This window comes from Thauera chlorobenzoica, from assembly GCF_001922305.1.
GTDB lineage: Bacteria > Pseudomonadota > Gammaproteobacteria > Burkholderiales > Rhodocyclaceae > Thauera > Thauera chlorobenzoica.
Window position 1 is genome coordinate 3,381,994 of sequence record NZ_CP018839.1, and the last position, 12,137, is coordinate 3,394,130.

Sequence of the window (12,137 nt, forward strand, 5' to 3'; positions counted from 1 at the left end):
CTTCAGCCCAGCCACGCCCTGGCGTTACGGAACATGCGCAGCCACGGCGAGGCATCGGGGCTGTCCTTCACCAGCCACTGCGGCGCCCACGACATCTGCAGGGTGCGCGCGGTGCGCTCGGGATGCGGCATCATGATGGTGAAGCGGCCATCGGCGGTGGTGAAGCCGGTGACGCCGTCGGCGGAGCCGTTCGGGTTGGCGGGATAGCGCTGCGCCGGATGGCCATGGTTGTCGACGTAGCGCAGCGCGAGCAGCGCCTTGTCCCGGTCCGCTTCGTGGCGGAATACCGCCCTGCCTTCACCGTGGCTGACCACGATCGGCATCCTGCTGCCGGCCATGCCGGCGAGCAGGATGGAAGGGCTGTCGGTGACTTCGACCATCACGAAGCGGGCCTCGAACTGCTCGCTGCGGTTGCGCTGGAAGGTGGGCCAGGCTTCGGCACCGGGAATGATCGGGGCGAGGTGGGCCATCATCTGGCAGCCGTTGCACACGCCCAGAGCGAAAGTGTCGCCGCGACCGAAGAAGGCCTCGAATTCGGCGCGCAGCCTGGGGTTGAACAGGATCGACTTCGCCCAGCCCTGGCCGGCACCGAGCACATCACCGTAGGAGAAGCCACCGCAGGCGGCCAGCCCGTGGAAGGCAGCGAGGTCGACGCGGCCGGCCTGGAGGTCGGACATGTGCACATCGACCGGGGTGAAGCCGGCGCGCTCGAAGGCGGCCGCCATCTCGAACTGGGAGTTGACCCCCTGTTCGCGCAGCACCACCACCTTGGGGCGGACGCCGCTGACGATGAAGGGCGCCGCCAGATCCTCACGCACGTCGAAGGACAGGGACACCGACAGGCCCGGATCGGCAGCATCGGCGAGGGCGTCGAACTCTTCCTGGACGGATGCGGGATCGTCACGCAGGCGGGCGATGCGGTTGCCGGTTTCGGACCAGGCCTGCAGGAGTTCGACGCGGCTGGCGCCGAACACCAGCTTGGCGCTGCGCCGAATGCGGATCTCGTCCTTGTCGTTGGGCTCGCCGATGAAGTGGTAGGTGAGTTTGGCTGCGCGCAGCGCCTCGGTAACGCGCGAGCGCTCCTCGCGGCGGATCTGGATCACCGCGCCGAGCTCCTCGGCGAACAGGCCGGCAAAGAGCTTGTCGTCAAAGCGCCCCTTGAGCGTGTCGGGCTTCTTCTCGAGGCCATCGACATCGTTCATGTAAGGGTCGTAGCAGACGGTGTCGAGCACCAGAGACAGGCCGCACTTCGCGGCAAAGGCCATCTCGCACACGGTGGCGAACAGGCCGCCGTCAGAACGGTCGTGGTAGGCCAGCAGCAGACCCTCGCGGCGCAGTTGCTGGATGGTCTGGAAGAAGGCCTTGAGCTGATCCGGATCGACATCGGGCGCGTGCTCGCCGACCGAGTCGTAAGCCTGGGCAAAGGCCGAGCCGCCAAGGCGGTTCTTGCCGTTGCCGAGGTCGACCAGCAGCAGTTCGGTCTCCACCCCTTCGGGCAACTGCAGCTGCGGGGTGAGTGTGTTGCGGATGTCCGGTACCGGGGCGAAGGCAGTAGCGATCAGCGACAGCGGGGCGACGACCTGCTTGTCCTCACCACCATCCTGCCATGCTGTGCGCATCGACAGCGAATCCTTGCCGACCGGGATCGACAGACCCGCGCTGACGCAGAAGTCGGAGACCGCCTTGACCGTGTCGTAGAGCCGGGCGTCCTCGCCACGATGACCGGCGGCGGCCATCCAGTTGGCTGACAGCTTCACGTCGCCGAGTTTTTCGATGTCGGCCGCGGCGATGTTGGTCACGGCTTCGCCGATTGCCATGCGCCCCGAGGCCGGCGCATCAACGCAGGCCAGCGGCGTGCGCTCGCCCATCGCGAAGGCCTCGCCGCGCCAGCCCTGGAAGCTCATCGCGGTCACCGCCACGTCGGCCACCGGCACCTGCCATGGCCCGACCATCTGGTCGCGTGCGGTGAGCCCGCCGACCGAGCGGTCGCCGATCGTGATCAGGAAGCTCTTGCTCGCCACCGCCGGCACGCGCAGCACGCGCATCCCGGCCTCCTGCAGATCGAGGCCGGTGGTGTCGAAGGGCGGCAGATGCACCGCGCGCCGCGACACGTCGCGCGTCATCTTCGGCGGCTTGCCGAGCAGCACCTGCATCTCCATGTCCACCGGCTTGTTGCCGAAGTGGCGATCGGACACGGTGAGGTGGCCGTCGGCGGTGGCGCTGCCGAGCACCGCGAACGGACAGCGCTCGCGCTCGCAGAAGGCCTGGAACAGCGGCAGGCTCTCGGGCGCGATCGCAAGCACGTAGCGTTCCTGCGACTCGTTCGACCAGATCTCACGCGGGCTCATGCCCGGCTCCTCGATATGCACCTCGCGCAACTCGAAGTGCGCGCCCAGGCCGGCGTGGTCGGCGAGTTCGGGCATCGCATTCGACAGGCCGCCAGCACCGACGTCGTGGATGGCGATGATCGGGTTCCTGTCGCCCTGCTGCCAGCAGGCGTCGATGACTTCCTGGCAGCGGCGCTGGATCTCGGGGTTGCCGCGCTGCACCGAGGCGAAGTCGAGGTCGGCGGCGTTGGTGCCGGTCGCCATCGACGAGGCCGCACCACCGCCGAGGCCGATCAGCATGCCCGGGCCGCCGAGTTGGATCAGCAGCGTGCCCGGCGGGAAGATCGGCTTCTTGGACTGCTGCGCCTGAATGCTGCCGAGGCCGCCGGCGATCATGATCGGCTTGTGGTAGCCGCGCACCTCGCCCTGGACTTCCTGCTCGAAGGTGCGGAAATAGCCGGCGAGATTTGGGCGGCCGAACTCGTTGTTGAACGCGGCGGCACCGATCGGGCCTTCGATCATGATGTCGAGCGCGGAGGCGATGCGCTCGGGTTTGCCATAGGGCTTTTCCCAGGGCTGGACGAAATCGGGAATATTGAGGTTCGAGACCGTGAACCCGGCAAGGCCGGCCTTTGGCCGCGAGCCACGCCCGGTCGCGCCCTCGTCGCGGATCTCACCACCGGCGCCGGTGGCCGCACCAGGGAAGGGCGAGATCGCGGTCGGGTGGTTATGGGTTTCGACCTTGGCGAGAATGTGGGTTTCCTCGTCGTGGTAGCGGAAGACGCCATCGGCATCCGGGTACAGGCGGGCGATGCGCGCGCCCTCGATGATCGAGGCGTTATCCGAGTACGCCACCACCGTGCCTTCCGGATGGGCCTTGTGGGTGTCCTTGATCATGCCGAACAGCGACTTCTCCATCGGCCGCGCATCGATCACCCAGTCGGCATTGAAGATCTTGTGCCGGCAGTGCTCGGAATTGGCCTGAGCGAACATCATCAGCTCGACGTCGGTCGGGTTGCGCCCGACGCGGCCGAAGTTATCTACGAGATAGTCGATCTCGTCCTCGGACAGCGCCAGGCCGAGTTCGGCGTTGGCCGCCTCCAGCGCGGCGCGGCCGCCGGCGAGGATGTCGACGACGGTCAGCGGCTGCGGCTCGTAATGGTGGAACAGGGCTTCGGCCTCTTCCACCGTACTGAGCACGGACTCGGTCATGCGATCGTGCAGCAACGCCGTCAGCGCTGTGTTGCCGTCGACTCCGCGTGCATCCAGCGTGTAGGCAATTCCGCGCTCGATCCGGACAATCTTGTCGAATCCGCACTGATGGGTGATGTCGGTGGCTTTGGATGACCACGGCGAAATCGTCCCCAGGCGCGGCACCACCAGGCGCAGACTACCTGCAGGCGGGCGTTCGGTCCGCGGGTGGGCATCGAGCAGGTCAACCAACCGTGCCTGTTCCTCTACCGTCAAGGCAGCCGACACCTCGACGAAATACCAGTATTCGGCAACGATCCCATTGAGCCTGGGCAGGACCTCACTGGCAACGCGGGAAAGGCGCTCCAGACGGGAGGAAGACAGCGCCGCAGCGCCACGCAGCTTGAGGATCGAAGTCATGGTGTCGGGGGATAGAGTCGGTAGACTGGCGGCCACAAAAGCATGCCGTTGAAAGTCTTTTCATTATAACCGAGCCGCTCTGCCCCTCGCGGACAGTCCGTAAGCGGTAACTGCCCGGCGTCCTTGCCTACTTCGAGATTTCGAAGAGATCGGATCGCAGCGGATTGGCCGCGAAGTGTTGCTTCCACAGCCTTGGGGTGAGCTGCGCCACGTTGGCGGCCGGATGCTGGCCGATGCGCTGGAGCACATCGACCAGGTACGTATAGGGGTCGATGTCGTGCAGGCGGCAGGTGGCGATCAGACTCTGCGCGATGCCCACGTACTTTGCCCCGACCTCGGTCCAGCAGAAGAGCCAGTTGCGACGGCCCATCGGCACCACGCGTAGCGCCCGCTCCAGATGGTTGGTGTCGATCGGCACCTCGGGATCGGAGAGGTACACCTCGAGGGCGGCCCGGCGCTCGCGCACGTACGCCATGGCGGTGGTGAGCGGTGAGCTGGGCAACAGGCCCTGGGATTCGAACTGGGCGTCGACCCAGGCGAAGAACTGCTGGAGCACGGGCTTGGCCTGCGCGAGCCGATGCGCGCGGCGTGCCTCACCGACGAGCCTGGCCTCGCGGATGTGCTTCTCCACCGCGTACAGTTTTCCGATCATCTCCAGCGCCTGGCCCGCACGCTCGGGCTCGAGCGCCTGCGCATCGAAGAACTTCCTCCTCGAGTGCGCCCAGCATTGCGCGTGCGTGAGCCCGCATTTTTCCGCGTAGCGTTCGTAGGCCGCATAGCCATCGGTAAGCAGCACCGCCCCCTCGGGCGGCGGGTCGGTGCCCAGGGTCTGCGCAATGTGCTTGCCACTGCGCCCCTCGTGATAGGCGAAGCAGATTTCGTCACGCTCGCCATAGACCGGCCAGAAGTAGCCGCCCTTCATCTTGCCCGGGCCGGCCCGGCCGGCCTTGATCGGGGTCTCGTCCATCGCCTTGATGCGGCTCGCGCGGATCGAGTCGAGTTGGGCCGTAAAGATGGGTTCGAGCAGCGACAGCGCCCCGTGAGTGAGCTGCGTGAGCCACGGGCGCGAAACCTTGATGCCGTTGTCCCCGAGCCGCTGGTGCTGGCGGTACAGCGGCTGGTGGTAGCAGAACTTGTCGGTGATGAGCCCGGCGACGAAGCTCACATCGGCGCGGCTGCCGCGAATCACCCCCTCGGGTGCCGCCGGGCAGGAAATCGCCTGGGTGTCGAGGCGCTTGATCACCGGACGCACATACTTGAGGATCACGTAGCTGCCCGGGCGCTGTGCCAGGCGGTGACTGACCTTCTCGCCGATCACCTCGAACTGGTCGGCGGTGAGCCCGTCGATTTCCGGGTTCGCCACGGCGATGGTCTCGACCGGCACGCGGGCTTCGTCGAAGAACAGCGCCGATGCGTCGCCCGCCGCGTAATCGGTGGTGCGGGCCCGGCGGGTGTGGGCGGCGATGTCCTTGGCAGGGGGCGGCGGCGAGGATTCGGGCACCGGCAACTCGCCCAGGTTCATCTGATGCGGGCTCGCATCGACGATGCGCTTCTCGCTCTTCGCCCCGAAGAGCTGGCGCCGGAACCACTCGATCTGATGCTTCATCGCCTGGAACTCGAGCTGCAGGGCATCGAGTTGGCGGGCGGCGGCCGCGTTCGCCTGGGCCAGTGCGACGATTTGCTCGGGCGCCCAGCGGGCGGCCTCGGCGGGCGTCGGAACGGTCAGCGAAACGGGCGTCGTCATGGCCGGAATTTTACCGTAAAACCCAGCATTCATGCGGGCTTGGCGGCCACTTCCGGGAGCTTGAAACGGCGCTTGAAGCGCGCCGGCTCGATGCCTTCGAGCAACAGCTTCAGCCCGGTCCAGTCCATCTGGCGAGTGAGCACCCGCGACCAGTCGGACACGAACCGTCCCTGCTCGAGGCGCTTGGCCCACACGCAAAAGCCGCTGCGATCCCAGTACAGCACCTTCATCTGCGTGCCGCGCCGGTTGATGAACACGAACAGCTCGCCCGACAGCGGATCGCACCCAAGTGCGTGGCGGGTGAGCGCGTACAGCCCATCGAAGGACTTGCGCATGTCAACCGGGCGGCCATAGACATGCACCCGCACCGCCCCTTCGGGGAAGAACATCAGCCGCGCACCAGATGCAGCACGACACCGCCACCCAGATCGAGCTTGAGCTCGAGCCGGCCTGCACCGCCGCCAACGTCGACCAGGCCCGCATCGACAAAGCCCGCACGAGCGCACGCATCGCCGCGATCGGCGACGCTCGACGCCTCACCGGCCAGCAGGCCGCGCCAGCGCTCGAAACTCGACTTGCTCAAGCCCTCGCTGTCGCAGAACTGCCGGATGCTCAGACCGCTTGCCGCAAAGCGATCGAACACCGCCCGCCATTCCTCGTGGCCGCGTCGCCGCCATTTGCTCCTCACCGTCGATGCCATCACTGCCAATCCCGTCGTCGTTGAACATGGCGAGAATTATTCAACGATCGCTACGCCGCGAGAAGGACGCCGCTCAGTTACCGGTTACGACAGTCCAGCAAGCTTGCGCGGCAAGCATGCACAGGGATCGCCTTCGGATATTTGATCGAATCGGTGTTGGGCTGTGGATTCGTTGAGGGTTCGGCGAAGGCGTGAGTTTTGAATTGTTTGGGCGGTGCCGTGTTGTATTGAATAGTTGTTGGCACAAGAGTTGCGAGAGTTGTTGACGCAAAAACGCCCAGACAGGGTATCTGGGCGTTTTTTTATGGGTTAGTCTGACGATGACCTACTTTCACGAGGGCGGGCCTCACTATCATCGGCGCACATGCGTTTCACGGTCCTGTTCGGGAAGGGAAGGGGTGGTACCGCACGGCTATGGTCGTCAGACTTTGACTTGTCACCTGCAGCGGAGCAGGCCAAAGGAGGAAGAAGTGTTGTGTGATTGTCGGGTTTGTTACCCGATGAAACGAGTTCGTATTGTTTTGAAGGTTATAGGATCAAGCCGCACGGGCAATTAGTACCGGTTAGCTGAACGTGTTGCCACGCTTGCACACCCGGCCTATCAACGTTGTGGTCTTCAACGACCCTTCAGGGGGCTCGAGGCCCCGGGGAAGTCTCATCTTGAGGCGAGTTTCCCGCTTAGATGCTTTCAGCGGTTATCTCTTCCGCACATAGCTACCCGGCGATGCGACTGGCGTCACAACCGGTACACCAGGGGTGCGTCCACTCCGGTCCTCTCGTACTAGGAGCAGGCCCTCTCAAACTTCCAGCGCCCACGGCAGATAGGGACCAAACTGTCTCACGACGTTTTAAACCCAGCTCACGTACCACTTTAAATGGCGAACAGCCATACCCTTGGGACCGGCTACAGCCCCAGGATGTGATGAGCCGACATCGAGGTGCCAAACTCCGCCGTCGATGTGAACTCTTGGGCGGAATCAGCCTGTTATCCCCAGAGTACCTTTTATCCGTTGAGCGATGGCCCTTCCATACAGAACCACCGGATCACTATGACCTGCTTTCGCACCTGCTCGACGTGTGGGTCTCGCAGTCAAGCCACCTTTTGCCATTGCACTATCAGTACGATGTCCGACCGTACCTAGGTGACCTTCGTACTCCTCCGTTACCTTTTGGGAGGAGACCGCCCCAGTCAAACTGCCCACCATGCACGGTCCCCGACCTGGATTCACAGGCCTGGGTTAGAACCTCGACGACACCAGGGTGGTATTTCAAGGTTGGCTCCACCGGAACTAGCGTCCCGGCTTCAAAGCCTCCCACCTATCCTACACAAGTCCCGTCAAAGTCCAATGCAAAGCTACAGTAAAGGTTCATGGGGTCTTTCCGTCTAGCCGCGGGGAGATTGCATCTTCACAAACATTTCAACTTCGCTGAGTCTCAGGAGGAGACAGTGTGGCCATCGTTACGCCATTCGTGCAGGTCGGAACTTACCCGACAAGGAATTTCGCTACCTTAGGACCGTTATAGTTACGGCCGCCGTTTACCGGGGCTTCGATCAAGAGCTTGCACCCCATCACTTAACCTTCCGGCACCGGGCAGGCGTCACACCGTATACGTCCACTTTCGTGTTTGCACAGTGCTGTGTTTTTAATAAACAGTCGCAGCCACCGATTCTCTGCGGCCCCTTCGCCCTTCGGATGTTCTCCTACAAGCTAACGGGGCATACCTTCTCCCGAAGTTACGGTATCAATTTGCCGAGTTCCTTCTCCTGAGTTCTCTCAAGCGCCTTGGTATTCTCTACCAGCCCACCTGTGTCGGTTTGCGGTACGGTCACTCTATGACTGAAGCTTAGAGGCTTTTCCTGGAAGCTGGGTATCACTCGCTTCGGACCGCAAGGGTCCTCGTTATCATGCCTCAGCTTAGCCGCGCGGATTTGCCTACGCAGCACGCCTACACACTTGAACCACCTATTCCAACAGATGGCCGAGCTAACCTTCTCCGTCCCCCCATCGCATCATAGAGCGGTACAGGAATATTGACCTGTTTCCCATCGACTACGCATTTCTGCCTCGCCTTAGGGGCCGACTCACCCTGCGCCGATGAACGTTGCGCAGGAAACCTTGGGCTTACGGCGAGGGTGCTTTTCACACCCTTTATCGCTACTCATGTCAGCATTCGCACTTCCGATACCTCCAGCATCCCTTACGAGACACCTTCGCAGGCTTACGGAACGCTCCCCTACCACGTGTCAAAGACACATCCGCAGCTTCGGTTCATGGCTTGAGCCCCGTTACATCTTCCGCGCAGGACGACTCGACTAGTGAGCTATTACGCTTTCTTTAAAGGGTGGCTGCTTCTAAGCCAACCTCCTAGCTGTCTGGGCCTTCCCACCTCGTTTGCCACTTAGCCATGCATTTGGGACCTTAGCTGGCGGTCTGGGTTGTTTCCCTCTTGACACCGGACGTTAGCACCCGATGTCTGTCTGCCGTATATCACTTTGCGGTATTCGGAGTTTGCTATCGCGGGGTAGATCGCAATGACCCCCCCAACGATTACAGTGCTCTACCCCCGCAAGTGTCCGTACGACGCACTACCTAAATAGTTTTCGGGGAGAACCAGCTATTTCCGGATTTGTTTAGCCTTTCACCCCTATCCACAGCTCATCCCCTAACTTTTCAACGTTAGTGGGTTCGGACCTCCAGTACCTGTTACGGCACCTTCATCCTGGCCATGGATAGATCATCCGGTTTCGGGTCTACGCCCAGCAACTCTGACGCCCTTATCAGACTCGCTTTCGCTACGCCTCCCCTATTCGGTTAAGCTCGCTACTGAACGTAAGTCGCTGACCCATTATACAAAAGGTACGCAGTCACCCCACAAGGAGGCTCCCACTGTTTGTATGCATGCGGTTTCAGGATCTATTTCACTCCCCTCCCGGGGTTCTTTTCGCCTTTCCCTCACGGTACTGGTTCACTATCGGTCGATCACGAGTATTTAGCCTTGGAGGATGGTCCCCCCATCTTCAGACAGGATTTCTCGTGTCCCGCCCTACTTGTCGCACGCTCAGACCCGCCACCGGCTTTTCGCATACGGGACTATCACCCTGTATCGTCGGACTTTCCAGACCGTTTTGCTAAGCTGATGGTTTAGTCGTGCAGGCTACTCCGCGTTCGCTCGCCACTACTTGCGGAATCTCGGTTGATTTCTGTTCCTCGAGCTACTTAGATGTTTCAGTTCGCTCGGTTCGCCTCCTCAGACCTATGTATTCAGTCTGGGATACCCCTTGCGGGGTGGGTTTCCCCATTCGGACATCGTGGGATCAAAGCTCTATTGCCAGCTCCCCCACGCTTTTCGCAGGCTTACACGTCCTTCATCGCCTGTGATCGCCAAGGCATCCACCACATGCACTTAGTCGCTTGATCCTATAACCTTGGACCCTCCATTGAAGGCCCACTGTACAAGGACGAACTCGTTTGTGCGATCCAGCGCTGCGCTGACAAGCTCAGCACTGGATCAATGCAATCACACAACTTGCAGTGCGCACCGGCTCGATGCACACTGCACTTCTTCCACTTTGTTAAAGAGCACGACTCGTAAAGAGTCAGGACTGAACTACCTTCCGGCACCTCACGCCTGACGCCTCACGCACCTCGAAGAGCACCGGCTCGAAACCTGGTGGAGCTGGTCGGGATCGAACCGACGACCTACGGCTTGCAAAGCCGCCGCTCTCCCAGCTGAGCTACAGCCCCATACTGTCTCGAACAACCAAAAATTCCTGGTGGGTCTGGTTGGGTTCGAACCAACGACCCCCGCCTTATCAAGACGGTGCTCTAACCAGCTGAGCTACAGACCCTCTTATCTACTTCGAGGCTCTTCGCTTGAACAACCGATAAGTTGTGGATACTTGGCCGCCGTGACCTGTTCTCTTGAAAGGAGGTGATCCAGCCGCACCTTCCGATACGGCTACCTTGTTACGACTTCACCCCAGTCATGAATCTCACCGTGGTAAGCGCCCTCCCGAAGGTTAAGCTACCTACTTCTGGTGAAACCCACTCCCATGGTGTGACGGGCGGTGTGTACAAGACCCGGGAACGTATTCACCGCAGCATGCTGATCTGCGATTACTAGCGATTCCGACTTCACGTAGTCGAGTTGCAGACTACGATCCGGACTACGATCGGCTTTTTGGGATTGGCTCCACCTCGCGGCTTGGCAACCCTCTGTACCGACCATTGTATGACGTGTGAAGCCCTACCCATAAGGGCCATGAGGACTTGACGTCATCCCCACCTTCCTCCGGTTTGTCACCGGCAGTCTCACTAGAGTGCCCAACCAAATGATGGCAACTAGTGACAAGGGTTGCGCTCGTTGCGGGACTTAACCCAACATCTCACGACACGAGCTGACGACAGCCATGCAGCACCTGTGTTCTGGCTCCCGAAGGCACCCTCGCCTCTCAGCAAGGTTCCAGACATGTCAAGGGTAGGTAAGGTTTTTCGCGTTGCATCGAATTAATCCACATCATCCACCGCTTGTGCGGGTCCCCGTCAATTCCTTTGAGTTTTAACCTTGCGGCCGTACTCCCCAGGCGGTCGACTTCACGCGTTAGCTGCGTCACTCAGTGCATTGCTGCTCCGAACGACTAGTCGACATCGTTTAGGGCGTGGACTACCAGGGTATCTAATCCTGTTTGCTCCCCACGCTTTCGTGCATGAGCGTCAGTACAGGCCCAGGGGGCTGCCTTCGCCATCGGTGTTCCTCCTGATATCTACGCATTTCACTGCTACACCAGGAATTCCACCCCCCTCTGCCGTACTCTAGCCTTGCAGTCACAAACGCAGTTCCCAGGTTGAGCCCGGGGATTTCACATCTGTCTTACAAAACCGCCTGCGCACGCTTTACGCCCAGTAATTCCGATTAACGCTCGCACCCTACGTATTACCGCGGCTGCTGGCACGTAGTTAGCCGGTGCTTCTTAGTCCGGTACCGTCATCCACACACTATGTTAGAGTGCGCGATTTCTTCCCGGCCGAAAGAGCTTTACAACCCGAAGGCCTTCTTCACTCACGCGGCATGGCTGGATCAGGGTTGCCCCCATTGTCCAAAATTCCCCACTGCTGCCTCCCGTAGGAGTCTGGGCCGTGTCTCAGTCCCAGTGTGGCGGATCATCCTCTCAGACCCGCTACGGATCGTCGCCTAGGTGAGCCTTTACCTCACCTACTAGCTAATCCGACATCGGCCGCTCCAATCGCGCGAGGTTCCGAAGAATCCCCCGCTTTCTCCCTCAGGACGTATGCGGTATTAGCGTACCTTTCGATACGTTATCCCCCACGACATGGGCACGTTCCGATGCATTACTCACCCGTTCGCCACTCGCCGGCAGGCCGAAGCCCCCGCTGCCGTTCGACTTGCATGTGTAAAGCATGCCGCCAGCGTTCAATCTGAGCCAGGATCAAACTCTTAAGTTCAATCCTACAAAGTACTCAAAATACTGACTTAATCAGCATGAGCACCCAATCATTGTGAAACCAAAGCAACTCGCGTCGCTTCCGGCCACAACCACCAAGCACCCACACTTATCGGTTGTCCAACTTTTTAAAGAACCGCTGCAATTCGCTGCAGCAGAGAAGCGAAATTATGACCCGCTAAACACACACTGTCAAGCATCTGCAGAACTTTTTTCGGGCCGCAGCCGGAAAACACCCCCGCCACACCCCTCGCCCCGCAAGACTTCCGCCTCCCACCCCCCAGCGCCGAC

General features: G+C 61.1%; 4 protein-coding genes, 2 tRNA genes and 3 rRNA genes. All 9 read right to left on the reverse strand.

Annotation, left to right across the window (positions count from 1 at the left end):
• Window positions 1-2 precede the first annotated feature (2 nt).
• Entirely contained in the window at window positions 3-3,938 is a 3,936-nt protein-coding gene (gene purL, locus Tchl_RS15785) for a phosphoribosylformylglycinamidine synthase (protein ID WP_075149206.1), read from the reverse strand.
• A 127-nt stretch (window positions 3,939-4,065) separates the two neighbouring features.
• Complete coding sequence (gene tnpC / locus Tchl_RS15790) at window positions 4,066-5,682, reverse strand: IS66 family transposase (protein ID WP_075146702.1); 1,617 nt, start codon at window positions 5,680-5,682, stop codon at window positions 4,066-4,068.
• Between the two features lie 29 nt (window positions 5,683-5,711).
• On the reverse strand, window positions 5,712-6,071 hold the full coding sequence (tnpB, locus tag Tchl_RS15795; protein WP_083945075.1) for an IS66 family insertion sequence element accessory protein TnpB: 360 nt from the start codon (window positions 6,069-6,071) through the stop codon (window positions 5,712-5,714).
• A complete protein-coding gene (gene tnpA, locus Tchl_RS15800; protein ID WP_075146703.1) occupies window positions 6,071-6,382 on the reverse strand; it encodes an IS66 family insertion sequence element accessory protein TnpA in 312 nt (103 codons plus the stop codon). The genes tnpB and tnpA overlap by 1 nt, the downstream gene beginning before the upstream one ends.
• A gap of 312 nt (window positions 6,383-6,694) precedes the next feature.
• Window positions 6,695-6,808 (reverse strand): 5S ribosomal RNA (gene rrf, locus Tchl_RS15805).
• A 106-nt stretch (window positions 6,809-6,914) separates the two neighbouring features.
• Window positions 6,915-9,801: ribosomal RNA gene (locus tag Tchl_RS15810) — 23S ribosomal RNA — on the reverse strand.
• Window positions 9,802-10,052: 251 nt separating this feature from the next.
• Window positions 10,053-10,128 (reverse strand) — tRNA-Ala (locus tag Tchl_RS15815).
• 27 nt (window positions 10,129-10,155) lie between these two features.
• Window positions 10,156-10,232 (reverse strand) — tRNA-Ile (locus Tchl_RS15820).
• 76 nt (window positions 10,233-10,308) lie between these two features.
• Window positions 10,309-11,847 (reverse strand): 16S ribosomal RNA (locus tag Tchl_RS15825).
• Together the 16S, 23S and 5S rRNA genes with 2 tRNA genes alongside form the textbook arrangement of a ribosomal RNA operon.
• Window positions 11,848-12,137: the final 290 nt, after the last annotated feature.

What these genes read in the sequence shown, in the direction of transcription:
- tnpC (WP_075146702.1), bottom strand. Translation starts at nt 5,682, where the DNA reads ATGACGACGCCCGTTTCGCTGACCGTTCCGACGCCCGCCGAGGCCGCC.
- tnpA (WP_075146703.1), bottom strand. Translation starts at nt 6,382, where the DNA reads ATGGCATCGACGGTGAGGAGCAAATGGCGGCGACGCGGCCACGAGGAA.
- tnpB (WP_083945075.1), bottom strand. Translation starts at nt 6,071, where the DNA reads ATGTTCTTCCCCGAAGGGGCGGTGCGGGTGCATGTCTATGGCCGCCCG.
- purL (WP_075149206.1), bottom strand. Translation starts at nt 3,938, where the DNA reads ATGACTTCGATCCTCAAGCTGCGTGGCGCTGCGGCGCTGTCTTCCTCC.